Below are 23,617 nucleotides of genomic sequence, written 5' to 3'. Positions count from 1 at the left end.
GTGGAACATTCGGCCGGTCCGCGCCCTCCTCCTTCCCGGGAGCCCGTCACGAAGGAGGACGTCCATGAGGACCGCGGCCGAGAGGGTCGACCCGGCCCCGCTGGTGCGCGCCGCCCAGCGCGGCGACCGGCTGGCCACCCAGGAGCTGCTGGACCTGCTGACCCCGTACGTGGGGCGGCTGTGCGGTCCGATCGCCCTGCAGGACGGTCCGGACGCCACCCAGGAGGCGCTGATCGTGATCTTCCGAAGCATCGGCCGACTCCGCGAACCGGCCGCCCTGTTCGGCTGGGTGCGAGTGATCGCCGTACGGGAGGCCGTGCGGGTCGCCCGCGCCGCGGCCCGGTCCGTACCGGAGCCGCTCGACGACGTGCCCGCCCGCGACGATCCGCAGCTCGCCGCCGATGTGCGCGACGTACTGGAGCGGCTGTCCCCGGCGCACCGCGCCGTCCTGGTCCTGCGGGACCTCGAAGGCCTGGACGAGCACGCCGTCAGCGCGCTCCTCGGCGTGCCCGAACCCACCGTGCGGACCCGGCTCTTCCGGGCCCGCCGCAATTTCCGGAAGGCGTGGGAACGTTGAACGACTCCTGGCCGGTCGTCGCCGAACTCGACGCCGTCCGCAGGCTCAGGGTGATCGCCCGCAGTACTCCGGGCACCGGCTTCGCGGAGTGCGTGGTCGACGCTCCGTTCGACCGGGTCTGGGGGCTCGTGTCCGACCTGGAGAACCAGCTGCCCCTCATGATCACCGACATCGGTTCCTTCACCGTGACCTCCGCCGCCGGGGAGCGGCTGGAAGCGCTGGCCCGCAGCCCGCTCGGCCTGCGGGCCCGCTTCGACATCGTGCTGCGGCCGGGCTGGTGCCTCATGCAGAGCCGGTTCGTGCTGGGCGGCATGGCCGCCGCGGCCGAGCCGGACGGCACCCGGGTGGCCTTCTTCGGGGGCCTGCGCCTCCCGGGCATCCGGCTGGCCGACCCGGTGCTGCGCCCGCTGATGGCTCCGTCGGCGGCCAGGGCGCTGCGGCGGCTCACGGCCCGGCTGGACGCACCCGGCGGGTGATGCGGAAGAGCCGGCCCGGCGGGGACCACTCGGTTACCGTCGCTCAGGGTCCCGCCGACCGGCGCGGGGCCGGGGCCCGTTGCCCCGCATCCGCAGAGCAGGGAGTGCCCCGTGCCCCACGCAGTCGTCGACTACTCGGACTCGCTGACCGGTGCCTTCGACCGGCGGGCGTTCGCGCTCGAACTGCACGCGCTGGCGGTCGAGATCCTCGACACCGCGATCGGCAACTGCAAGACGCGTTTCCACCGTCTGGAGGAGTCCGTCGTCGGGGAGGGCACCGACGGCCGGTCGGTAGTCGTCCACGTCGAGCTGGCCATCGCCCGGGGCCGCACCGCGCAGACCAAGTCCCGACTGACCCGAGCGGTGCTGGAACTGGTCGAGCGCCACACGGCGAAGGCCGCGGGCCTCGTGGTCCACGCCTCGGTGGACGTCCGCGACCTCGGCGACGCCTACACCAAGAGCGTGACCACGCCCTGACGGTCGGTACGCCCGGACGCCCGGACGCCCCGCGTCCGGCCTCCGGCTTCCGTCGGCGCTACGCGCCGATGCGCAGCAGGGCCAGCGTGATGTTGTCCGGGCCGCCCGCGTCGATGGCCGCCTTCCACAGCTCGAAGGCGGCCCTGCCGTCGTCGTGCACCCGGAGCAGCGCCTCGATCTCCTCGTTCGGCACCGGGTCCGTGAGCCCGTCGCTGCACACCAGGTAGCGATCGCCCTCGGTCACCGCGAGCTCCGCGATGTGGGGGGTGATCTCGTCGTACGCGCGGCTGCCGCCGAGGACCTGGGTGACCGCCGAGGTGGTGCGGTGCCCGGGTGCCGGTGGCGGGCTGTCGTCCACGCTGACCTGGCGCAGTCCGTCCGGCGTCGCGTGGAACACCTTGCTGTCGCCGACGTTGAACGCCAGCAGCGAGTCCGTCAGCACGAGGGCGCCCGCGACCGTCGTCCCCATGGTGGCCAGCTCAGGCCGCCCCTCGGTGGCCGAGTGCACGGCGCGATTGCAGAGGCTCAGCGCGTCACCGACGGCCTCCGGGCCGTCCAGCGTGGGTCCGAGCGAGGACAGCTGGCGCACCACGAGCTCGCTGGCCACCTCCCCGGCCGGCTGGCCGCCCAGGCCGTCCGCGACCGCGACGACGAGCGGTCTGCCGAAGGGGAAGACCAGGGTCTGGGGATTCTGGGTCACGGTCCCGCACAGGGTCCACGGTCCGATGACGAGGCTGTCCTCGTTGTGCTCGCGCACCAGACCGGCATGACTCAGGGCGGTCACAGCTATGTACGGCACCTCGACGTCCCGCCTCTCGGCAGTGGAAACGGCCATGGCAAGACCATTGTCGCCCGCTCCGGCATGCGGGGGGCGGCGCGGCGGAGGACGCTGGTCGTGGAGCCGCCTGTGACCCGACCGGCGGCCCTGCGAGGAAGGACTGCCATAGATGTTCGCGAGGCTGAGCACGTACCAGGGATCACCGGTCCCCGCGGAGGGAGACGTGAGCGCGAATTCGGAGGCGATCGTCAGGCAGGTCCAGGACGTTCCCGGCTTCCGGGGTGTCTACTACCTCATCGACCGGTCCACGGGCGTGGCCAGGACGCTGACCTTGTGGGACGACGAGCGGACCATGAGCGAGAGCGAGGAGGAGGCCGCCCGGATCCGCGAGGAGACCGCGCAGCGGGAGGGTCAGCAGATCCTCTCGGTCGAACGATTCGAGGTGGGCTTCAGCCACCTGCAGCCCTGAGCCGTGGAGCGACGCAGCCCGAAACCGACGTGATGCACGAGGAGCGATGGCCATGGGCAAGCTCTCGATCGACCAGTTGCGAGAACGGGTGCGCGGGGCGGTCGTCACCCCCGACGACGAGTCCTACGACGAGGCGCGCAAGGTCAACAACGCCATGATCGACCGGAAGCCCGCCGCGGTCGTGCGCTGCGCCAACGCGGGTGACGTCATGGCCGCGGTCGACTTCGCCCGTGAGAACGGGCTCGACCTGGCGGTGCGCGGCGGCGGGCACAGCGTGCCCGGCTTCGGCACCTGCGACGACGGCGTGGTGGCCGACCTGTCCGGGATGCGCGGCGTCCGTGTCGACGCCGCGGCGCGGACCGCCCGCGCGGAGGGCGGAGCGACCTGGGGCGACTTCAACGCGGCCACGTACGCCTTCGGGCTGGCCACGACCGGCGGGATCATCTCCACGACGGGCATCGGCGGACTCACGCTCGGCGGCGGCATCGGCTACCTGGCCCGCGGGCTGGGCCTGAGCTGCGACAACCTGATCTCGGCCGATGTGGTGACCGCGGACGGGCGGCTCGTGGTGGCGAGCGAGGAGGAGAACGCCGATCTCTTCTGGGCCCTGCGCGGCGGAGGCGGCAACTTCGGCGCGGTGACCTCGTTCGAGTACCGGCTGAGCCCCGTCAAGGACATCTACGGCGGACCGATGCTCTTCGAGCTGAAGGACGCCGCCACCGTGCTGCGCTCCTTCGCCGACCACATCGCCGGGGCCCCGGAGGAGCTGGGCGGCTTCCCGGCCTTCCAGATCGCCCCGCCGCTCCCGTTCATCCCGGCGGACCGGCACGGTGAGCCCTTCGCGCTGATCGTGGCGTGCTGGTCGGGGCCGCTCGACGAGGGGGAGCGCGCCCTGCGGGCCTTCCACGACTTCGCGCCGGTCGTCGCCGAGCACGTGGGGCCGATGCCGTACCCGGCGCTCAACGCGGCCTTCGACGCACTCGTACCGCCCGGCCTCCAGCACTACTGGAAGGCCAACTTCGTGTCCGAGCTCACCGACGACGCGATCGACGCGCACCTGCGGCACGCGCCGGGGCTGCCCGCCGTGAACTCGACGGTCCACATCTACCCGATCAACGGCGCCTGCCACCGCGTCGCCCCGGATGCGACGGCCTTCGCCTACCGGGACGCCTCGTTCGCCACTGTCATCGCCGGGATGTGGCCCGACCCCGCCACCAACGAGGCCGGTACGGCCTGGGTGCGGGACTACTACGACGCGACCTCCGCGCACTCGGAGGAGGGCGGCTACATCAACTTCATGGCCGGCGACGACCAGGACCGGATCAGGGCCAACTACAAGGGCAACTACGACCGCCTGGTCGCGGTCAAGCGCGCCTACGACCCAGGGAACCTGTTCCACCTGAACCAGAACATCCGGCCGTAGAGGTGCGGCTGATCGCCTCCGCGCCCCGTGTACGAAGGACCCCGCCCGGCTCCCCCGGGCGGGGTCCTTCGTACACGGGGCGCCGGCCGGCTACTTCGCGGCGGGCGCTGCGGGCGCTGCGGGCGCCGCGGGTACGGCGGGCAGGTCGGGGATCGCCGGTCCGACGGGCAGCAACTCGGTGACCACGAAGGCGACCACGGCCGCGATGATCACGACCGGGATCATCGCGGTGCCGCCGAGCATCAGGACCACCAGCACCACGCTGCTCACCGGCAGCCGCAGCGCGCTGGCGGCGGTCGCCGCCATGGCGGCCCCCATCGCGGGCACGATGCCGAGGCCGGGCAGCGGACCGAGCAGGACGCCCGCCACGGCGCCGAGGCACAGCGCGGGGAAGATGGGGCCACCCCGCAGGCTGCCTAGGCAGATGGCGTAGCCGGCGCCCTTGAAGATCAGTACGCCGATCAGCGCACCCACGCCCCAGGCATGCGGGTCGGCGGCCAGCGTGCCGATGGTCGACTGACCCGATCCGGCGATCTCGGCGGGCGAGCGGCCGGTGATGAGCGCGTAGAGGCCGGCGCAGGCCGCGGCGGCCAGGGCGCACTGGACGGTCCGCAGGACGGTCCGCCTCGCGAGCACGTACGCGGCGATGTACCGGGCCCCGGTGAGCACCGGGTGCAGGGCGGCGGCGAGGGCCGCGGCGATGAGCACCGCCCAGAGCACGTCGGGAGCGTCCAGGTGCGGTACGGGTACGCCCAGGTCGAGCTTCAGGCTCCCGACCGGCAGCCCGGTCCAGCGTCCGAGGCCCGTGAAGACCAGGTCCCCGACCCCGGCGGACAGCAGGGACGGCAGCATCACCGCGAACAGCTGCGGCCCGCCCACGCCCGCCACCTCGATCAGCAGTACCGCGGCGATCAGCGGATTGCCGAAGATCGTCGAGATGGCCGCCGCGGCTCCCGCCGCGCCCACGAGTGCGGTGCCCTGCGGGGTCACGGGTGCCTGCGCGAGGTTGCGGAACAGCAGGGCCAGCCCGCTGCCGAGGGCGATCAGCGGGGCTTCCGGACCCAGCACCGCTCCGAGCGGCAGGCTGGCCACCGCCGCGATCACGACTCCCGGCAGGTAGGAGGCGGAGGCCCCGCCGGTGTGCAGGCCGGCCGCGGGGAGGTGACCGCCGTTGCCGCGCATGTGCGTGACGACCAGACCGACCACGATGCCGGCGACGAACAGCAGGGGGAACGGCCACCACCAGGGCGGCGCGTCCCAGCCCAGGGCCTCGGGGAGGTCCGCCCACATCACGTGTTCCAGCTTGTGGAGCCCGGCGAGGAACCAGAACGACGCGAGGGAGACCGGGATGCTGATGAGCGCGCAGAAGAGCAGCAGCTTGAGGTATCCGGGGCTGCGGAGGGTCTGCCTGAGGACGTCGGCCTCCTGCGGCTGCGTTCCGCCGGGGGGCGGTTCGGATCGAGGACGCGACTGCGGCATGGCTCACTTCCTTTCCGCTTCCTCGATGGTCCACCCCGGGGGCGTGCTTCGCCGCTCAGGGCTCGTCGTCCAGGCCGGGTGCCTGCGAACTGCGCCTGTGCATGCCGATTTTGATCGCGCCGACGAGTGCTTTGGCGATGACCCCGATGAGGATGAGGTCGGCGACCATCTGGAAGGTGACCAGCACCCGGCTGCCCTGGATGGTGGGGACGATGTCCCCGAATCCCACGGTGGCGAACACGGTGATCGTGAAGTAGAGGGCGTCCGTGCGGGTCAGCGGCTCCGAGAAGGAGGTGGGGTCCTGCTCCGCGAGCAGGTAGTACGTCGCGGAGAACAGCACCAGGAACAGCGGTACACCGGTGGCCAGTGCCTCCAGGGCGCGCATCCGCGGGAACTGTGCATGGGAGATGGCGGTGATCTGCCAGGTCGTCAGCAGGCCGAAGACCACCAGGCCGAGCACGAGCGTCAGGACGGTGACGATGCCGAACCCGCCCTCCAGCGGCGCCACGAAGTAGAGCCCGGTCAGCAGGGCGGCCGAGAACACCGAGCGCAGGAGGTGGCCCAGCAGGGCGCGTCGGCGCTGTGCGGCTGCGGTGCGTTCCATGGCTTCAGGAGAGCGGCCGGGAGCCCATCGCGCGACCGGAGCCGGCCGTCGGCATGCGGACCGCCGGGGGCGCCTGTATGAATGAATTACCACGGGCCTGATCGGAGCCGAGCATGGACGACTACCCGCTTCTCGACATCTTCTGGACGATGTTGCTCTTCTTCGTCTGGGTCATGTGGTTCTTCCTCCTCTTCAAGGTCATCACGGATCTCTTCCGTGACCACACCCTTGGCGGCTGGGGGAAGGCGGGCTGGCTGATCCTCGTGCTGGTGGTGCCCCTCCTGGGCGTTCTCGTGTACCTGATCGTCCGCGGGGACAGCATGCAGGAACGGGAACAGGAGCAGGCGGAGCAGCAGCAGGCGGCCTTCCGCTCCTACGTGCAGCAGACGGCCGGGACCGGCGGCGGCTCGGCGGACGAGCTGCACAAGCTCTCCGCGCTCAAGGACAAGGGCGACATCACCCAGAAGGAATTCGACCGGGCCAAGGCCAAGATCCTGGCCTAGGTCGTCTCTTTCGGGTCTTGTCGGTCAGGTCCGCGTCGTCCGGTGCCGTGCCGGGCGTCGCGGGCCCGGCAAGATCCGGAAGAGACGGCCTAGCCCCGGCGGGTGGCTGCTGCACGGGAGATTCGGTTCGCTTGCCGATAATCCGCGACGGATCGATCCTCGTTACCCTGGCAGGCATGACGGCCATGGCACCCACGCGCACCGAACCGGATCTGTCCTTCCTCCTGGACCACACCAGTCACGTGCTGCGGACGCAGATGAGTGCGCGGCTGGGCGAGATCGGGCTCACCCCGCGCATGCACTGCGTCCTCGTCCACGCCCTGGAGGAGGAGCGCACGCAGGCGCAGCTGGCCGAGATCGGCGACATGGACAAGACCACCATGGTGGTGACCGTCGATGCGCTGGAGAAGGCCGGTCTCGCCGAGCGCCGGCCCTCCAGTACCGACCGGCGGGCCCGGGTCATCGTGGTGACCGAGGAGGGGGCGAAGGTCGCCGGCGAGAGTCAGAAGATCGTCGATCAGGTCCACGAGGGCGCGCTGGGGGCCCTTCCCGTGGAGGAGCGCGAGGCGCTGCTCCGGGCGCTGAACCGGCTGGTCACGGGCCATCTGGAGGCCCCTGTGGAGAGCCCGCGCCCGGCCCGGCGGGCGCGGCAGAAGGGGTAGCGGGATTCTCGGCGAACGCGCTCACCAATCTAGATCCGTAAAAGATAGTCTGCAACAAAACTATCTGTTACGGTCTCTCCTGTTGGCTCCAACGACAGGAGAGACCGCCGTGCCCACCGCCGCACCAGCCCCTTCCTCCTCGCGCTCCCGCCGGCTCGCCCTGGGCGTCCTGGCCACCGGAATGCTCATGACGGTCCTCGACGGCAGCATCGTCACGGTCGCGATGCCGGCCATGCAGGACGACCTCGGCTTCACCCCCGTCGGGCTGAGCTGGGTCGTCAACGCCTATCTCATCGCCTTCGGTTCGCTGCTCCTGCTCGCCGGCCGCCTCGGCGACCTGATCGGCCGCAAGCGGATGTTCCTCGCGGGCACCGCCGTCTTCACCGCCGCCTCCCTGCTGGCCGGTCTCGCCACCTCGCCCGAGGTGCTGATCGCGGCCCGCTTCCTGCAGGGCGCCGGCAGTGCGGCCGCCTCCGCCGTCAGCCTCGGCATCCTCGTCACGCTCTTCACCGAACCGCGGGAACGGGCGGGCGCCATCGGGGTGTTCAGCTTCACCGGTGCGGCCGGCGCCTCCCTCGGGCAGGTCCTCGGCGGCGTCCTCACCGACGCGCTCACCTGGAACTGGATCTTCTTCATCAACCTGCCCATCGGCATCGCGGTGCTGCTCGTCGCCCTCCCGGCCCTGCCGGGCGACCGGGGCCTCGGCCTGAGGGCGGGCGCGGACGTCCCCGGCGCGCTGCTCGTCACCTCCGGCCTGATGCTCGGGATCCACACGGTCGTCAAGGTCGAGGAGTACGGCGCGACTTCGGCCCGCACCCTCGGCCCCGGAGCGCTCGCGCTCGCCCTGCTCGCCGGCTTCCTCGTCCGCCAGGCCACGGCCCGCAACCCGCTCATGCCGCTGCGGATCTTCCGCTCGCGCAGCGTCCTCGGCGCCAACCTCGTCCAGATGCTGATGGTCGCCGCGCTCTTCTCCTTCCAGATCCTCGTCGCGCTCTACATGCAGAAGGTGCTCGGCTACTCCGCCGCCGGGACCGGTCTCGCGATGCTGCCGGCCGCCGTCGCCATCGGCCTCGTCTCGCTGACCGTCTCGGCCCGCCTGGCCGGCCGGTTCGGCGAGCGCAGGGTCCTGCTGGCCGGTCTGGTCCTCCTGGTCGGCGTACTCGGCCTGCTGACGCGCGTACCCGCTCAGGCCGACCGGGCGAACTACCTCACGGACCTGCTCCCGGTGATGCTCCTCGCCGCCGGCTTCGGCCTCGCCCTCCCGGCCCTGACCTCCCTGGGCATGTCCGGCGCGAGGGAGGCCGACGCAGGCCTGGCCTCCGGGCTCTTCAACACCACCCAGCAGATCGGGATGGCCCTCGGCGTCGCGGTCCTCTCCACCCTGGCCGCCTCCCGCACCGAGTCCCTCACCGCGGCGGGCACTCCCGTCCCCGAGGCCCTGACCGGCGGCTACCACCTGGCCTTCGCGGTCGGCGCCGCCCTGCTCCTGGCCGCCCTGGCCGTCGCCCTCACGATCCCGCGGGGCCCGGAGCGCTCCCCGCGGCCGGCTCCCGCCGGACGGGAGAGCCGTCTCGCGGCCCGGTGAGGTTGCGGGTCATGCGCTCCAGGACGGTGACGGCGGTGTGGGCTTCATGTCCTGCTCCTCCTCCGGAGGGTCGGCGGTTCGGCGGTTCGGTGCGTCAGTTGTCCGTGAAGGCGGCCGCGTTCTCGCGGGCCCACTGCCGGTAGGTGCGGGCGGGGACGCCGAGCAGGGTTTCGGTGGTCTCGCCGATGGCGGCGGGGCCGTGGTTCGCGCCCTCCCACAGGTCGAGCAGCGAGCCGACCATCGGGGCAGGCATGTGCCGGCCCATCTGCTGCTCCGCCTCGGCGCGGCCGATGTGCTCGACCGGGATCGCGCGGCCCAGGGTGTCCGCGAGGACGGCGAGCTGCTCGCGGAAGGTGAGCGACTCGGATCCGGTCAGGGTGAGGGAGCGGCCGGTGAGGGAGTCGCCGGTCAGGGCCCGGGCGGCGACGTCGGCGATGTCCTCGGGGTGGATCGGCGCGATGTGCGCGTCCGGGTAAGGGAGTTGGACCGGCAACGAGTGGCTGATGGACCGGGCCCAGCCCAGCGAGTTGCTGGCGAAGGCGTCGGGGCGCAGGAACGTGGTGGTGAGGGCGGAGTCGGCGAGGGCGCGCTCGACCGTGAGGCTGTGGCTCGCGAGCGGGTCGCTCTCGGCGCCGGGGGCGAGCACCGAGGACGAGGACAGCAGGACGACGTGCTCGACCCCGGCGGCCTCGGCGGCCTCGACCAGGTCGTGGATGCCGGCGGGCCGGGGGTACAGGAAGACCTGGCGGACACCGCGGAGCGCGGCGGCGAAGGTCTCGGGCCGGTCGAGTACGAGCTCGACGGTCTCGACCCCTGCCGGGACGGTCAGTTCGGCGGGGCGGGCACTGGCGGCGCGGACGGGGAGGCCGGCCGCATGCAGGCGCTCGACGACGGCCCGGCCGACTTGGCCGCGGGCGCCGGTGATCAGGAGGGTCACGGAAACTCCATTCGTTCGTGATGACATATGCATGCTCACATGCACACGTTTTCATGTCAACACATGCCTGTGGAGGTTCACGTATGTACGATGAGGGGCATGACGAAGCGCGAGCCGGCCACCGACGAGGAACTGCTGAACGCCGTGGGTCCGGCTTTCGGGAAACTGCGGCGCTCCATGCTCCTGGAGGTCGATAACCCGATCTCCCAGAAGGACCTCAGCCGCACCCTGGTCCTCAACATCGTCCTGGAGGCCGAGCAGGGCGACGGCCGCGAGATCACCGTCGGCGGCGTGGCCGAGTACCTGAGCGTCGACCCGTCGGTGGCCAGCCGCATGGTCTCCGACAACATCTCCGCCGGCTACCTCGTCCGAGCCGCCTCCCAGCGGGACGGCCGCCGTACGATCCTGCACCTCAGCCCCGAGGGCCGGGACATGATGGACCGCTTCCGGCGGCACCAGCGCGCGGCGTTCGAGCAGGTGACGGCCGACTGGGCCGAGGGCGAACGCCTCGAGTTCGCCCGCCTCATGCTGAAGTACGTGGACTGCCAGAACGCGCTGCGCCCGCGCTGACACAGCCCCGGGCCGATGACCCGGGGCTGTGGCGTACGAAGTGCGGTGAGCGGCGTGCGGTGAGCAGCCGGCGGGTTACCTCAAGGAGACCCACTTGGCCGCGCTCGGCACCCCGTACTCGTCCAGCAGGAAGAGCATGTAGTAGCCGGGCGGGGCGTCATTGGCGGAGGGCGGAGCCTGCAGGCGCAGGTTGTTGCCGTGGCGCTTGACGATGCCCAGCTCCAGGTGGCGCTGGCTGGTGTTGAGCGAATGCGTCGCCGTGGTCGGGGCGAGCAGGACGGCCTTCTTGACCCGGTCGGGCGTGGAGGTCCCCACGTTGAAGGCGGTGTCGTAGCGCAGCGGCCCCTCAGGGGCGCGGTCGAGCACCGGTCGGCTGCCCCGGTGGAGGTAGGCCGGCTCGAAGATCTCGATGCTGCCGTTCATGTCGTCGTCGATCTTCGGGTCGTTGGCGAGCTGCTGCAGCTCGTCACCGGTGACCATGATCCGGCCGTCGGGGAGCACGAGCGCGTTGGAGTGGTAGCCGCGCGGCAGCCGCTGCGCCGGTCCCAGCTTCCACTCCCCGAGGGCGTTGCGGGTCTCGGTCTGCCGGTACTTCAGGTCGGACTTGGGGTTGTAGTCGCCGTTGCCGTAGTCCCGGATGCCGTGGGCGCCGTTGACGGTCAGCAGGCTCGCGTCCGGCAGCAGCAGCGTGTCGTCCTGCGTACGGCCGAAGGCGCGGGGCTGCTGCTTCTCCCAGGCACCGCCGCTGGTCAGCCGGTAGGTGTTGGGGTCGTCCCGGTCGCCGCCGAGGACCAGTACGGAGTCGGGGCCGCGCAGTCCGGCGGGCAGCGGTACGGCCGAACCGTAGCCGCGGTGGATGCCGTCGGGGCGCGCGGGCAGGTCCGTACGGGTCTCCGCGACCGGGTCGAAGGCCCACTGCCTGGTGGCGTGGCGGCCCAGGCCGTACACCTTGCCGTCGCGCAGGGTGAACAGGTGCGGGTAGTCGCTGTCGGCACCGAACGGCGCGTCCACGCGCAGGGTGTCGGTCGGGACGTCCTTCGGGATCAGGGTCTTCTCGAAGGGAACGGGGTGGTTCTTGGCGGGGAAGCGCTCGATGACCGAGGTGGACGTGCCCCAGCCCTGGTCCGTGTGGCCGGACATGATCAGCAGGCGGCCGTCGGGGGCGGTGGCCACGGAGGGGTACCAGCGGCCGACCTCCATGTCCTTGTTCACGGACCAGTCCTCGGTCCACGGGTCGAAGACCAGGGACAGCTTGGCGCCGGCGCCGCCGCCGTAGCCGAGGTTGCCGCCGAAGACGCCGAGCATGCCGTTGGGCAGGAAGGCATGTCCGGCGCAGAAGAAGGGCGCCGGGCGCTTCTCGCCCGTGCCGTCCGGCACGACCAGCTCGGGCGGGGTGACCTTCTTGAAGGCGTCCGGTCCCGTTCCCCGCCGCGGATCCCACAGGAAGGCGCGGCCGGCGTTGGCCCGGCCCAGGGTGTTGGTCGGCGCGGGCTCCTCGGTCGGGTCGCTCTCCATCCGCTCGAAGGAGAAGAGCAGCACCTTGCCGGTCGGGAGCATGGCGATGTGGGCGGCGAAGTCCGGGGACGGGAAGTACTCGGCGAACTGCCCGTACGTCTTGGGGTGGAAGCGCGAGTTCACCTCGCCCTGGGAGCGGGTCAGTGAGTTCAGGCTGTCGATCCGGGCGAGCTGGGAGTACCCGCCCAGCTTGAGGAGCTGCTCGCGGACCTTCGTATGCTCCTGCGCGTGTTCGGCGCCGAGAGCGGCTCTCTCCTCGGGGCGGCTCGAACCGTCGTGCGCCGCCGCGGGGACGGCGGTGACCAGGGCGGCGGCCGCCAGGACGGAGATCGTGGCTCGGCGGGCGGCTCGGTGCGCGGTCCGCCGGGCGGACCGGCGCTTGATGCGTGACATGTGACTCCTCACCAGGGCTGCTGAAGCAGCGGTGGCCCCGCACGGGGGCATGGGACGCCTGTGACGCCCACGAGCACAGACCTATGCCGCCGCGTCGGGGGCCGCACCCCGGGAAGATCGTCCGCGCCTCGGGCCGCCCGGGTGACGGCACCGTTCTGAGCTGCGCCGAAGCCGGCCCGAGCGGCGCTCGACGGTCCCCCGCCCGGCCGCAGCCCGTAGTGATCAAGAGCCGTGTCGACCGTCCTGGCAAACCGTGACACGGCGCCCGGCGCGTGTGACACCGGGGCCGGGCGGGGAGCCGAATCGGTCAGGATTCGAGAAGCGCCGTTCGTCCAGGCGCAGTTAGCGTTTCGGCCATGGACATCAGCATTCACCTGAGCACCCTCCCGCACGACGACCCGGACGCCTCCGTGGCCTTCTACCGCGACGTCCTCGGCTTCGAGGTCCGCAGCGACGTCGGCCAGGGCAAAATGCGCTGGATCACCGTCGGACCCGCCGACCGGCCCGGCACCGGCATCCTCCTCGCCCCGCCGGCCGCCGACCCCGGTATCACCGAGGCCGAGCGCCGCACCATCGCCGAAATGATGGCCAAGGGCACCTACGGCTGGATCCTGCTGGCCACCAAGAACCTCGACAGCACCTTCGAGAAGATCCAGGCCGCCGACGCCGAAGTCGTCCAGGAGCCGACCGAGCAGCCGTACGGCGTCCGCGACTGCGCCTTCCGCGACCCCGCGGGCAACCTGATCCGCATCCAGGAACTCCGCTGAGCGGCACACCGACGAAGGGGGCTCAGCCATGTGTCATCCCGCGTGGAGACAGGCACTGATCGAGGCGGCGCACCTGTCGGACCTCGCGCGGCTGCGCCGCGTCCGGGACCGGCTCGACCGCGAGTACACCCGTCCGCTGGACGTCGAGGAGCTCGCGCGCGCCGCGAGCATGGCGGCCGGGCACCTCGGCCGCCAGTTCCGGCTCGCCTACGGCGCGTCTCCGTACGCCTACCTGACGGCGCGTCGCATCGAGCGGGCGAAGGCCCTGCTGCGGGCCGGCGAGCTCGGGCCCACCGAGGTCGGCCGGGCCGTCGGCTGCGCGACGCCGGGCATCTTCGGCGCCCGCTTCACCGAGCTGGTCGCCATGGCGCCGGGCGCCTACGCGCGTACCGCGCAGCGGCCGGCGGAACCGGTCAGGATTCGAGAAGCATCCGCCCCGCAGCCGGCCCTAGCGTGATGTTCATGACCTCCACCGAAACCCTCACCCTCGAGGTGGCCGACACCACGGCCGCCCACGACTTCTACGCCGCCTTCGTGCCGGGCACGCAGGTCCGCCTGCGGGCCTCACAAGCACCGACGACCGGCTTCCGCGGATGCGCGCTCTCCCTCACCGTCCCCCGCCCGGCCGACGTCGACGCCCTCGTCGGCGCGGCCCTCGCCGCCGGGGCCACCTCCCTCAAGCCCGCCTCGAAGTCGTTCTGGGGCTACGGCGGGGTCGTCCAGGCCCCGGACGGGACGATCTGGAAGGTCGCGACCTCCGCCAAGCGGGACTCCGGTCCCGCGACCGGCCGGATCGACGACCTCGTACTCCTGCTGGGCGTCGCCGACGTGGCCGGGAGCAAGCGGTTCTACGTCGACCACGGCCTCGCCGTGGCCCGGAGCTTCGGCAGCAAGTACGTCGAGTTCGCCACCCCGTCGAGTCCCTTCAAGGTGGCGCTGTACGGGCGCCGCGCCCTGGCCAAGGACCTCGGCGTCCCGATCGACGGCACCGGCTCCCACCGGCTCGTGATCGGCGGCGACGGCGGCCCCTTCACCGACCCGGACGGGTTCGCGTGGGAGGCCGCGGCAGCGGCCCCCGCCCCCGCCGCCACTGCCTGACTCCCCGCCCGGCACCACCACCCGAGCAAGCGTTGCGAGAGAGGACATGCCATGAAGGGCACGCAGACGACGACGAGGAACACCGGCGCGGCCGAGGAGCAGACCGAAGGCTTCACGGACGCGGAACGGGACGCGATCAAGGAGCGTGCCCGGGAGCTGAGGGCGGCCGGGCGCGGCCGCGGTGCGCGCACGGCCAAGCCGGACCCGGAGGCCGAGGTCCTGGCGAAGATCGCCGAGATGGAGGACGCGGACCGGGTCCTCGCCGAACGGCTCCACGCCATCGTCAAGGCCGGTGCACCGGAGCTCTCCCCGAAGCTCTGGTACGGGATGCCCGCCTACGCCAAGGCCGGCAAGGTCGTCTGCTTCTTCCAGAGCGCGCAGAAGTTCAAGACCCGGTACGCCACCCTCGGCTTCAGCGACCCGGCCAACCTCGACGAGGGCACGATGTGGCCGACGTCCTACGCCCTGACGAAGCCGACCCCGGCCGACGAGGCGCTGATCGCCGAGCTCATCGCACGAGCGGCGAGCTGAGCCCTCTCCGCCCCGGGGCCTCGCCGCGCCCGATCGCCGCCCACGCCCGGCTGAACCGCTCGGCGCCCCCTCGCCGGAAGGGTCGTGAAGGCCGGGCCTCACTTGCCGTCGGAGAAGTTGTGCACGCCCCACCAGCCCGAGGAGTCGTGGTAGAGGCCCACCCCGACCTCCGTGAAGTCCGGGTTGACCTGGGCCTTGTAGTGGCCGGGGCTGTGGCGCCACATCGACTGGAACTTCTCGGCGGCCTCCTGGGCGGTCATCGAGGCATCGCTGTACCAGACGATGTTCTCGCCGGTCCATGTGCGCGAGCCCGTTTTCAGGTATGCCCGGTCGTCCGACGACGAGTGCGAGAAACCGCTGTTCTTCATGTGCTCGGCCCACTTGCGGGCGAAGTCGCTGAGGTCCTGCTTGAGCGCGAGCGGACGCCGCCCGACGGCGGCGCGTTCGGCGTTCAGCAGGTGCAGGGACAGCGCCTGGGCCTCGCCGACGTCCTGCGTCGTGGTGCGGGCACCGGGCACCTTGGGGTCCGGTCCCGTCGGGCCGCTGCCAGCCGGGCGGCTGCTCGGCGCGGTGGGCCCGGCGGAGCGTTCCGCCGGCGCTCCTGCCGTGCTCCGGTCGCCGCCCTTCGCCGGAGACGGGGATGCGGTGGCTCCCGGGACGGGCGTCGCACCGGCCGCGGAGGCGCTCGTACCCGCCGTGGGAGACACCGTGGCGGTGGCCGGTATGAGGTCCGGGCCCGCCGGACTCGGCCGGCCGCCGAGCGCCGAGCGGGTGCCTGCCGCCGCCGTGCGCTCGGGGGCCCCGTCGGAGCCGAGGGTGTAGGCCGCGGCACCGACACCGGCCAGCAGGACGACGGCGGCCGCCGCCAGCACCGGAGCCCTGCGACGGCTCCCGCGGTGCCCCACGGCCCGGCGCGCGCCCCGGCCCCTGCCCCGGCCCCGACGCGGCCGGTCGGTCGCGAACTCGTCGTCGTGATGGCGTAGATCCCGCATCGCATCTCCTCGGAGGTGACGGCCCACCTGGCCTGACACAGAAGGAGACCCGCGAGGCGCGCGGCGATAACACCTTTCCCGCAGGATTCAGACCGCCGCCTCCGTCCGTGCGCGGCTCGCGGTCTCCTGTCGTACGACACGCCGGCGGCGGGACGGCAGGCCCACGGTCGGGTTGGCGACGCCCCAGGCCGCGCCCTTGCAGATCAGTTCCTTGTAGCGGGCGGCCAGGCGGCCCGTCAGAGCGCGCTCGACCGCTTGGTCGTCGGCGGTGACGAACTGGATCAGACCCTCCTTGCGGCCGAGGGAGATGCACTGCTGGGAGTAACGGATGCCGATGTGAGGGACCTTGGTGTCGGCGAGCCGGGCGGCGATGGCGTCGGCGGCCTGCCAGGCCATGGGGACGCCCGAGGCGCAGGACATGCGCAGCGGCTTGCCGCCCGGGCCCATCGCCATCGCCGCGTCGCCGACGGCGTACACGTCCGGGTGGGAGACCGAGCGCATCGTGTCGTCGACCACGATCCGGCCGCCGTCGGTGAGCTCCAGGGCGGTGGCCCGGGCGATCGGGTGGACGGCGAAGCCGGTGGTCCAGACCGTGACCTCGGCGGGGACGGTCCGGCCGTCTGCGGTCGTCACGCGGTCCGCCTCCACGGCGGCGACCGCGGTGTGTTCGTGGACCGTGATGCCGAGCCCGTCCACCACCTTCCGCAGGTGGGCGCGTCCCTTCTCCGAGAGCCACTCACCGAGGGCGCCGTGGGCGGCCAGAGCGACGTCGAGGTCCGGGCGGGCCTCGGCGATCTCGGTCGCGGCCTCCAGGCCGGTCAGGCCGCCGCCGACCACGACCACGGGCCGGCCGGCGTTCAGGGCGGCCAGGCGATCGCGGAGGCGGACGGCGCCGGGGCGGCTGGAGATCTCGTCGGCGTGTTCGGCGGTGCCCGGGACGCCTCCGTCGTTCCAGCCGCTGCCGAGGGCGTAGACCAGGGTGTCGTACTCCAGTTCCTCGCGCTCGGGGCCGTTCGCGGCGACGACCGCCACCGTCTTGCGGTCCACGTCCACGGCGGCGACCTCTCCGAGCTTCAGTTCCACGCCCGTGCCCGCGAACATCTCGCCGAACGGCCGGGGCCTGAGGTCCTGGCCGACCGCGATCTGGTGCAGCCGGACGCGCTCGACGAAGTCGGGCTCGGGGTTGACGAGGGTGATGGTGACGTCCTCGTGGTGCAGCCGCTTGGCGAGGCGGCCGGCGGCGATGGCACCGGTGTAGCCGGCTCCGAGGACGACGATGCGGTGCTGCATGTCCGTGCTCCTGTCTGGGCGGGGGCCGCCGTTGTCCGGCGTGGTTTCGCCTCTTGAACCGGACAGCCCCGCGTTTCCTGACAGGATCGGAATGTGACCTGCGCCACACCACCTCAGAGGGTGTGGAGCGGGGCCTCCCCGTGGTCCGCGGCGGCCCACTGCTCGGTCGCGCGGACGAGCTTGTCGGGGTTGACCTGGCTGCGGATGGCGGCGATGCCCTCCGCGGTGGCCTCCAGGCAGATGATCCCGGCAACCCGGCCGTCCACGACCGCCACGATGGCGGGCCCGCCGTTGGCGGTCGTGGCGTAGATCTCGGGCGTGCCGCCCACATGGGCCCGCTTGGCCGCGCTGGGCTTGAACATCCCGCGCATGAACGTCGCGACCGCGAGCGCGCCCTCGAACGCCTTCGCGCGGGCCGGGACCTTTCCGCCGCCGTCGCCGACCGCGACGGCGTCCTGCGTGAGCAGGCGTACGAGGGGTTCGGTACGGCCGCTGGTCGCCGCGGCCAGGAACTCCTCGATGATTTTCCGGGCGGCGACCTCGTCGATCTCGGTGCGTGCCCTGCCGTCCGCGATGTGCTTCTTGGCCCGGTGGTAGGTCTGCTGGCTGGCGGCCTCGGTGATCTCCAGGATCTCGGCGATCTCCCGGTGCGGGTAGTCGAAGGCCTCGCGCAGCACGTACACCGCCCGCTCGCTCGGAGACAGGCGCTCCAGCAGCACGAGGACGGCGTACGACACCGACTCGCGCTGCTCGGCGGTGTCGGCCGGGCCGAGCATCGGGTCCCCGGCGAGCAGCGGCTCCGGCAGCCACCTCCCCACGTACGTCTCGCGCCGGGCGCGTGCCGAAGTGAGCATGTTGAGACACCAGTTGGTGAGGACCTTCGTCAGCCAGGCCTCAGGCACCTCGATCCGCCCGACGTCGGCCGCCTGCCAGCGCAGGAACGTTTCCTGCACGGCGTCCTCGGCCTCGCTCGCCGAGCCGAGAAGCCGGTAGGCAATGGCCTCCAGCCGCGGCCTGGCGGTCTCGAACCGGTCCACGTCACTCATGATCAGGGCCATGCTCGCGATCCTAGGCGCCCCCGGGGCGGAACGGCAGGGGCCCACAGGGGGCGGCAGAGGCCCGGAGACCGACGAAGGCCCAGGTCGTCGGCCTGTCACGGCCCGGGCGCGCGGTCCTTGTCGCGCGCGTCCCGTGAACATCGGCCGATGATGGGAGTACGGCCGAACACGCGGAGCTGCTCATGACGGGTTGGCGCGTCAGGGACTACACCCAGGACGATCTCGAAGCGGTGATCCGCGTCGATGCGGAGAGCGGCACGGCCGAGGAGTCACCCCTCTTTCCGCTCTCGGACGCCGTGGCGGCCCTCCAGGCCCTCCACCCGGCGGTGGTGGCCACGGCGGACGAGGTGGTGGTCGGCGCCGTGGTGAGCAGGGTGGAGGGCGACCGGGCGTGGATCCTGCGCATCAGCATGGCGCCCGCCTGGCGCCACCAGGGGCTGGGCAGCGACCTGATCACCGCCCTGGAGCACCGGCTGTTCGCCGGTGGGGTCCGCACGGTGCACGCCGTCCTGCCCGACGGCGCGACCGGTGCCACCGCCCTGCACAACTGCGGCTTCGGCGCCCGTCCGGGCATGGTCTTCTTCGAGAAGCGCGGGAGGGTGACCGCCCAGGCGGTCAGCATGCTCGCGTCACTGGGAGCGGAGCTGCCGCCCGGAGGACTGTGGCAGAAGGTCGCGGGCATGCAGAGGGAGAAGGAGCTCATCGAGCGGCGCCTGGTCCTGCCCCTGGCCCATCCCGAAATGGCCGCCCAGCACGGAGTGGAGCTGCCTAGGGCGGTGATGCTGTTCGGGCCGCCCGGGACGGGGAAGAGCACCTTCGCGCACGCGATCGCCAGCCGTCTGGGGTGGCCCTTCCTCGAACTGTTCCCCGCCCGGCTGGCCGCCGAGTACGGCCTGGCCAGCGGGCTGAACCGGCGCTTCGACGAGATCGCCCGGCTCGACCACGTCCTGGTCTTCATCGACGAGGTCGAGGAGATCGCGGGCACCCGCAGCGGCGCGGACGCGACCGCCGTCGGCGTCGTCAACGAGCTGCTCAAGGCGATCGTCCGCTTCCGGGGCCAGGACGGACGGCTGCTCGTCTGCGCCACGAACGACGTGACCACGCTCGACCCCGCGTTCCTGCGGCACGGCCGTTTCGACTACGTGCTGCCGATCGGCCCGCCCGACGACCGCGCGAGGGTCGCGCTGTGGGAGAGCTACCTGGCCCGAGCGGGCGCGGAGGCCGACAGCGCGGTGCTGACGTCCGCCAGCGAGGGGTTCACCCCCGCCGACATCGCCCATGTGGCGCGCACGGTCTCCCAGGTCCAGTTCGAGCGCACCTTCGACACCGGGACCCGGGCCCGCCCCACCACCGACGACTACCTGCGCACGATCGGTGACACCAGGCCCACGGTCAGCGCCGCCATGGCCCAGGAGTTCGCCCAGCAGACCGAGACGTTCGCCCGCATCTAGTGCTGTGACCGGAATGGTCCACCGGGTCGCGACGCCCGGCACGGCACCTCGCCGCGTTGTCGGACCACGGAAGTACGTCCAGTACGGCCCGTGGCCCTCCGCCTTGCGATGCTTCCCCCAGGCCCTGCGGGCCTGGGGAGACCCCATGCACCGGACGCCGCGACCCGGCAAACCTTTCCGGTCACAGCACTAGGCCGTCGAAGGGGTCGAAGGGGGTGACGCGCCGGTCAGAGCCCCTCGTCGTGCAGATCCTCCTCGCGCAGCAGGTCGTCCTCGCGGTGGCGCGAGGTCTCCTGCTGACCGCCCTTGTGTCCCTTCTCGCGGGACGACCTGCCGGGCCGGGGCTGCGCGGGGTCTCCGGGGCGATGGTGTTCCTGCGCCTCGCGCCCCTTGCCCGGCTCCTGGCGCTTGTCCTGCCTACCGTCCATGACGGCGACTCCTTTTGATGCGTGGGGTACGGATCCTTCTCCGATCACGCTGACACGCACGGCGACGGTCTGCATCATGTCGACCGCGAAGCGGGGCACACGGATGACGTCGCTCGGCGGACGTCACTCGGCGGACGTCACACGGATGACGCCGGGGCGGACGGTCGCCTCAGGGCGAGGATGATCAGCAGGACGAATGCGGTGAGGGCGGTGAGCGTGCGCAGGTTGTTGAAGAGTTCCCAGCGCCGCAGGATCTCCGCGTGATCGGCCGGGGGCGAGGTGAGCGCCCATTCCTTGATCCGGCCGTTGATCGGCACGTTGCCGAGCCGGGTGATCAGGAAGGACACGAGGGTCAGCAGACCCGCCGATCCCGCGATCAGCCGGGCGCGTCCGCGTGTCAGGGCCGCCAGGGTGAGGGAGCTCAGCGCCGACACGGCCATCGCGGCCTGCATCGTGATGCCGTTCATCTTCATCAGCTCGGCGTGGAACGACAGGCGCATGTCGAGCGGCACCGCGTTGAAGGTGGGCACGAGATTGGCCGCGCCGTACCCGAACGCCCCGGCGAGGAGGCCGGTGGCGAGCAGGGCGAGTGCCTGAAGGAGTCGTATGCGCATGTGTATTCGTGTGCTCCAGTACATGGGTGCTTGTGGGGCCGGGTCCGGCTGACGGCGCCGAGGGGCGCAGGCCCGGTCCTGGCGCCGCCCGGTCAGCTCTGTCCGTTCTCGGTCCACGGGCGGAGCTTCTCCGGGTTGCGGACCGCCCAGATGCGGGTGATGCGGCCGCCGCCGAGGCTGAACGCCGCCACGGTCACCGTGACGCCGCAGTGCTGCGCGACCAGGCCGGGCCGGCCGTTGACCGTTCGTTCCAGGAGTGTCAGTCCAGGGGCCTTGTCGGAGATGTGGATCAGGTACTGGGCGATGTGCTCGCTGCCTTCGACCGGGCGCAGCACGGTACCGACCAGTCCGCCGCCGTCGGCGGTCATCGTGGCGTCGGGGTCGAGGAGATCGACGAGCGCCTTGATGTCCTTGGCCTCCCATGCCTCCTTGCCCGGCCTCGGATGGGGTGCTCATGGTCGCGACCGCTCCCTGTCTCGTCTCGTCCGCTTCGACTCTCGGCACTTCGACGAAACACCCCGCCGGATTGTGAGAAGGCCCAGGTCATTGACCTGGGCCTTCTTGTCGGGGGAGGAGCCAGGGGCAGGAGGGGGCGGGGGCTACAGCCCGTTGGTGAAGAGGAGCTCGTTGGGGGAGCTCTTGCTGACCTTGGAGAGAACGTCCTTGGTGGACGAGTCGCCCAGGTACTCGGCGATCTCGCCCGGGTCCGCCTTGGGGTGTTCCTGCTTGTAGAGGACTGCGACCCCGGCGACGTGCGGCGAGGCCATCGAGGTGCCGTTCAGGGCGACGGCCCCGCCGCCGAGCTTGGCCGAGGTGATGTCCTCACCGGGTGCGTAGAGCTCGGCGCACGTACCCCAGTTGGAGAAGTCGGTCTCCTCGTCGTAGCGGTTGCTCGCCGCCACCGTGACCACCCGCTCCGCGGAGGCCGGGGACACCAAGCAGGCGTCCTTCGCGTCGTTGCCCGCCGCGAGGACCGGCAGGACGCCCGCGTCGGAGAGGGCGGTCGCCGCGTTGTTCAGGGCCTGCGAAAGGTCCCCGCCCAGCGAGCCGTTGAGGACCGCCGGCTGCGCGGCGTTCTTCGCGACCCAGTCGAAGCCCGCGATCATCCCCGAGTAGGTGCCCTTGCCGTCGCAGCCCAGGACGCGGACGCTGACCAGGTTCGCCTTGCTCGCGACCCCGTACGACTTGCCCGCGACCGTGCCCGCGACGTGCGTGCCGTGGCCGTTGCAGTCCTGGCCCTGGCGTCCGTCGCCGATCGCGTCGAAGCCGAAGGTGGCGCGGCCGCCGAACTCGACGTGCCCGTAGTCGATGCCGGTGTCGAGGATGTAGGCGGTCACCCCGGCGCCGTTGCCCTGCGGGGTGAAGGTGTTGTCGAGCGGCAGCTGCTGCTGGTCGATCCGGTCCAGGCCCCAGGAGCTGGACGGTGCGCGGGTACCGGTCGCCGGGGACTGTCTCGGTACGGACATGACCTTCGCGTCCTCCTCCACGGCCTTCACGCCGAGGCTGTTGCGGACGAGGGTCAGCTGGAGCGGGGTGAGGGGGACGGCGAAGCCGTTGAGGGCCTTGCTGTAGAGGAACGTCGGCTTCAGACCGAGCTTCTGGGCGGTTCTGGCCGGGTCGACGAGCTTGTCGAGGGTCACGATGTACTGCCCGGGTACCGGGTCGGCCGCGCGGACCAGGGGCGCGGGCGTGGGCTCCGGTGCTGCGGGAGCGGACTGCGAGGCGGCCGCCAGGGGGGCGCCCAGGGCCAGGGCGGCGGTGATGGCGGCTGCGAGAGCGAGCCGGGTGGGTGCGGTCATACCGGTGAGGGCATCATGCAGAAACGATCATGCCCAACGAAGCCGCCCGGCGGTTCGGCTGCTTTCCGCGGCATACCCGAATGCGCTCCGCCGACCAGGCGCCCGGCGTCCCTGCCCGGCCCGCTCCCGTCGGCTCACCGCCAGTGGCCGGTTTCCACGATCTCGCCGGTCTCCAGGTCGATACGGCCCTGGAAGTCACCCGCGTTGCGCGTGACCATGATCAGAAGCGGCCGCCCGTCCCGCAGGAGGGCGGCATGGAAGCCGTGCATGTCGTGCCGCTCGTACACCAGGTCGCGCGGCGGGTTCAGCCGAAACCGCTCCGAGCCGTCGGCCCGGTGGACCACCGCGTTGTCCGACGGCGTGAAGGGCGCACCATCGAGCGCTTCCACCACCAGCACCAGCGTCTCGCCGTTCTCACGCCACGCCACGACGGCCTCCGGCGCAAGCTCGTACTGCTTTTTCACCTCCCCGACGGCGCCGCTCCACCGGACCGTGGTGTCGCCCCGCGTCCAGGCGACCACGATGTCGCAGTCTTCTTCTGTCACTTGGGAATCTCCGTGGGTGGGCCGACTGGGACGGGCCGGGCTCGGTCTCCGAGACCCGGCCTTCGTTACACCCTTCAGAGGGTCGGGCTGATGACCCAGTAGTCGTACTCCTCCGCGGTGATGCCGCAGATGTGGTCGCCGGAGCCGGACCGGGTGATGAACTCGATCCGTCCTTGGTCGTCCACGAGGCGGGCGACGTCGGCACTGTCCGTGAGACGCACGCGGACCCATCCGACCTCGGAACTCCCGGTGACGACCGCCGTGAGGAGGAAGGTCCCGTCGTCGTCGATGACCTTGGCTCGGCGAGCATGTTCGAGCCACAGCAGGTGGACCCCTCCGAGGTCTCCCTCCAAGGGAAAAGAGGCACGGGGCTCCACTCCGAATCCCGCCATGGCCCGCCAGGCCGTCTCGACCGAGGGTCCGGGTTCGTTGCCCTGAACCGTGTCCACTTCGAGGCCGCTTCTTCGGATGAGTTCGACGAGGTTGTCCTCGCTGGTGCGCATGTCATTTCTCCTCGTAGAAGAAGTGGTGGGTAGCGTTCCATGGTCTTGTAGCCGTCAGCGGTTTTGCCCCAGCCGAAGTTCACTCCGGACCGC

At 71.6% G+C, this 23,617-nt stretch carries 27 protein-coding genes and 1 pseudogene; 14 read left to right on the top strand and 14 right to left on the bottom strand.

Annotation, left to right across the window (positions count from 1 at the left end; genetic code table 11):
* The first annotated feature begins 64 nt into the window (after positions 1-64).
* The 3 genes from OG373_RS19615 (at position 65) to OG373_RS19605 (ending at position 1,530) form a co-directional block, all read left to right on the top strand.
* Positions 65-577 carry an RNA polymerase sigma factor gene (locus OG373_RS19615; RefSeq protein ID WP_397732981.1) on the top strand — a complete coding sequence of 171 codons (513 nt, stop codon included), beginning with the start codon at positions 65-67 and terminating at the stop codon, positions 575-577.
* Positions 574-1,053: a hypothetical protein gene (locus tag OG373_RS19610; RefSeq protein WP_405439424.1), complete on the top strand. Its 480-nt coding sequence runs from the start codon at positions 574-576 to the stop codon at positions 1,051-1,053. The genes OG373_RS19615 and OG373_RS19610 overlap by 4 nt, the downstream gene beginning before the upstream one ends.
* Positions 1,054-1,164: 111 nt before the next feature.
* Positions 1,165-1,530 (top strand): 5-carboxymethyl-2-hydroxymuconate Delta-isomerase, encoded by a 366-nt coding sequence (locus OG373_RS19605; protein ID WP_030383780.1) that lies wholly within the window; start codon positions 1,165-1,167, stop codon positions 1,528-1,530.
* Between the two features lie 58 nt (positions 1,531-1,588).
* On the opposite strand, the gene OG373_RS19600 is transcribed toward OG373_RS19605, so the two are convergent.
* On the bottom strand, positions 1,589-2,329 hold the full coding sequence (locus tag OG373_RS19600; RefSeq protein WP_405444124.1) for a PP2C family protein-serine/threonine phosphatase: 741 nt from the start codon (positions 2,327-2,329) through the stop codon (positions 1,589-1,591).
* A gap of 202 nt (positions 2,330-2,531) precedes the next feature.
* On the opposite strand from OG373_RS19600, the gene OG373_RS19595 reads away from it, so the two are divergent.
* Both OG373_RS19595 and OG373_RS19590 read left to right on the top strand, forming a co-directional pair.
* The gene (locus tag OG373_RS19595) at positions 2,532-2,777 is read left to right on the top strand and encodes a hypothetical protein (RefSeq protein ID WP_405439423.1); all 246 of its coding nucleotides are present in this window, start codon (positions 2,532-2,534) and stop codon (positions 2,775-2,777) included.
* 52 nt (positions 2,778-2,829) lie between these two features.
* Entirely contained in the window at positions 2,830-4,200 is a 1,371-nt protein-coding gene (locus OG373_RS19590; protein WP_397732977.1) for an FAD-binding oxidoreductase, read from the top strand.
* Between the two features lie 90 nt (positions 4,201-4,290).
* Here the strand turns inward: OG373_RS19590 and OG373_RS19585 are convergent, their stop codons facing one another.
* Both OG373_RS19585 and OG373_RS19580 read right to left on the bottom strand, forming a co-directional pair.
* Positions 4,291-5,679, bottom strand: a complete 1,389-nt coding sequence (locus OG373_RS19585) for a chloride channel protein (RefSeq protein ID WP_405439422.1) — start codon at positions 5,677-5,679, stop codon at positions 4,291-4,293.
* A 55-nt stretch (positions 5,680-5,734) separates the two neighbouring features.
* Positions 5,735-6,283, bottom strand: a complete 549-nt coding sequence (locus OG373_RS19580) for a potassium channel family protein (protein ID WP_405439421.1) — start codon at positions 6,281-6,283, stop codon at positions 5,735-5,737.
* A gap of 113 nt (positions 6,284-6,396) precedes the next feature.
* On the opposite strand from OG373_RS19580, the gene OG373_RS19575 reads away from it, so the two are divergent.
* From OG373_RS19575 to OG373_RS19565, 3 genes are all read left to right on the top strand, one after another.
* Positions 6,397-6,786 carry an SHOCT domain-containing protein gene (locus tag OG373_RS19575; RefSeq protein ID WP_405439420.1) on the top strand — a complete coding sequence of 130 codons (390 nt, stop codon included), beginning with the start codon at positions 6,397-6,399 and terminating at the stop codon, positions 6,784-6,786.
* Positions 6,787-6,962: 176 nt separating this feature from the next.
* Entirely contained in the window at positions 6,963-7,448 is a 486-nt protein-coding gene (locus tag OG373_RS19570; protein WP_405439419.1) for a MarR family winged helix-turn-helix transcriptional regulator, read from the top strand.
* Positions 7,449-7,629: 181 nt separating this feature from the next.
* Positions 7,630-9,033, top strand: a complete 1,404-nt coding sequence (locus tag OG373_RS19565) for an MFS transporter (protein ID WP_405444123.1) — start codon at positions 7,630-7,632, stop codon at positions 9,031-9,033.
* Between the two features lie 94 nt (positions 9,034-9,127).
* On the opposite strand, the gene OG373_RS19560 is transcribed toward OG373_RS19565, so the two are convergent.
* Complete coding sequence (locus tag OG373_RS19560) at positions 9,128-9,970, bottom strand: SDR family oxidoreductase (RefSeq protein ID WP_405439418.1); 843 nt, start codon at positions 9,968-9,970, stop codon at positions 9,128-9,130.
* Positions 9,971-10,069: 99 nt separating this feature from the next.
* Between OG373_RS19560 and OG373_RS19555 the strand changes: the two genes are divergently transcribed.
* Positions 10,070-10,540, top strand: coding sequence for a MarR family winged helix-turn-helix transcriptional regulator (locus OG373_RS19555; protein WP_405439417.1), 471 nt, complete (start codon positions 10,070-10,072; stop codon positions 10,538-10,540).
* Between the two features lie 75 nt (positions 10,541-10,615).
* Here the strand turns inward: OG373_RS19555 and OG373_RS19550 are convergent, their stop codons facing one another.
* The gene (locus OG373_RS19550) at positions 10,616-12,448 is read right to left on the bottom strand and encodes a galactose oxidase-like domain-containing protein (protein WP_405439416.1); all 1,833 of its coding nucleotides are present in this window, start codon (positions 12,446-12,448) and stop codon (positions 10,616-10,618) included.
* A gap of 356 nt (positions 12,449-12,804) precedes the next feature.
* On the opposite strand from OG373_RS19550, the gene OG373_RS19545 reads away from it, so the two are divergent.
* Genes OG373_RS19545 through OG373_RS19530 form a run of 4 tightly spaced genes read left to right on the top strand, consistent with a single transcriptional unit; the run spans position 12,805 to position 14,844 of the window.
* On the top strand, positions 12,805-13,215 hold the full coding sequence (locus tag OG373_RS19545; RefSeq protein ID WP_189971796.1) for a VOC family protein: 411 nt from the start codon (positions 12,805-12,807) through the stop codon (positions 13,213-13,215).
* A 28-nt stretch (positions 13,216-13,243) separates the two neighbouring features.
* Positions 13,244-13,672 (top strand): helix-turn-helix transcriptional regulator, encoded by a 429-nt coding sequence (locus tag OG373_RS19540; protein ID WP_405439415.1) that lies wholly within the window; start codon positions 13,244-13,246, stop codon positions 13,670-13,672.
* 5 nt (positions 13,673-13,677) lie between these two features.
* Positions 13,678-14,313, top strand: coding sequence for a glyoxalase (locus tag OG373_RS19535; protein ID WP_405439414.1), 636 nt, complete (start codon positions 13,678-13,680; stop codon positions 14,311-14,313).
* Positions 14,314-14,364: 51 nt separating this feature from the next.
* Positions 14,365-14,844: an iron chaperone gene (locus OG373_RS19530; RefSeq protein WP_405439413.1), complete on the top strand. Its 480-nt coding sequence runs from the start codon at positions 14,365-14,367 to the stop codon at positions 14,842-14,844.
* Positions 14,845-14,942: 98 nt separating this feature from the next.
* On the opposite strand, the gene OG373_RS19525 is transcribed toward OG373_RS19530, so the two are convergent.
* The 3 genes from OG373_RS19525 to sigJ all read right to left on the bottom strand — a co-directional run bounded on the left by OG373_RS19525 (position 14,943) and on the right by sigJ (position 18,184).
* A complete protein-coding gene (locus OG373_RS19525) occupies positions 14,943-15,836 on the bottom strand; it encodes a CAP domain-containing protein (protein ID WP_405439412.1) in 894 nt (297 codons plus the stop codon).
* 87 nt (positions 15,837-15,923) lie between these two features.
* A complete protein-coding gene (locus tag OG373_RS19520) occupies positions 15,924-17,126 on the bottom strand; it encodes an NAD(P)/FAD-dependent oxidoreductase (RefSeq protein ID WP_405439411.1) in 1,203 nt (400 codons plus the stop codon).
* Between the two features lie 113 nt (positions 17,127-17,239).
* Entirely contained in the window at positions 17,240-18,184 is a 945-nt protein-coding gene (sigJ, locus tag OG373_RS19515) for an RNA polymerase sigma factor SigJ (protein ID WP_405439410.1), read from the bottom strand.
* A 182-nt stretch (positions 18,185-18,366) separates the two neighbouring features.
* Between sigJ and OG373_RS19510 the strand changes: the two genes are divergently transcribed.
* On the top strand, positions 18,367-19,635 hold the full coding sequence (locus tag OG373_RS19510) for an ATP-binding protein (RefSeq protein WP_397732962.1): 1,269 nt from the start codon (positions 18,367-18,369) through the stop codon (positions 19,633-19,635).
* A 227-nt stretch (positions 19,636-19,862) separates the two neighbouring features.
* Here the strand turns inward: OG373_RS19510 and OG373_RS19505 are convergent, their stop codons facing one another.
* From OG373_RS19505 to OG373_RS19480, 6 genes and pseudogenes are all read right to left on the bottom strand, one after another.
* Entirely contained in the window at positions 19,863-20,063 is a 201-nt protein-coding gene (locus OG373_RS19505; RefSeq protein ID WP_405439409.1) for a hypothetical protein, read from the bottom strand.
* Between the two features lie 137 nt (positions 20,064-20,200).
* Positions 20,201-20,677 carry an anthrone oxygenase family protein gene (locus OG373_RS19500; protein WP_405439408.1) on the bottom strand — a complete coding sequence of 159 codons (477 nt, stop codon included), beginning with the start codon at positions 20,675-20,677 and terminating at the stop codon, positions 20,201-20,203.
* A 92-nt stretch (positions 20,678-20,769) separates the two neighbouring features.
* A pseudogene (locus tag OG373_RS19495) lies at positions 20,770-21,117 on the bottom strand (RNA polymerase subunit sigma-24); the annotation flags it as partial.
* A gap of 159 nt (positions 21,118-21,276) precedes the next feature.
* Positions 21,277-22,476: a S8 family serine peptidase gene (locus tag OG373_RS19490; protein WP_405439407.1), complete on the bottom strand. Its 1,200-nt coding sequence runs from the start codon at positions 22,474-22,476 to the stop codon at positions 21,277-21,279.
* A gap of 134 nt (positions 22,477-22,610) precedes the next feature.
* Positions 22,611-23,021: a hypothetical protein gene (locus tag OG373_RS19485; protein WP_405439406.1), complete on the bottom strand. Its 411-nt coding sequence runs from the start codon at positions 23,019-23,021 to the stop codon at positions 22,611-22,613.
* A 74-nt stretch (positions 23,022-23,095) separates the two neighbouring features.
* Positions 23,096-23,524, bottom strand: coding sequence for a hypothetical protein (locus tag OG373_RS19480; protein WP_405439405.1), 429 nt, complete (start codon positions 23,522-23,524; stop codon positions 23,096-23,098).
* Between the last annotated feature and the right edge of the window lie 93 nt (positions 23,525-23,617).

The organism is Streptomyces avidinii (genome assembly GCF_045161815.1).
Lineage (GTDB): Bacteria > Actinomycetota > Actinomycetes > Streptomycetales > Streptomycetaceae > Streptomyces > Streptomyces avidinii.
The sequence above is the reverse complement of the archived record's forward strand: the minus strand, read 5'-3'. Positions and strand labels throughout refer to the sequence as shown.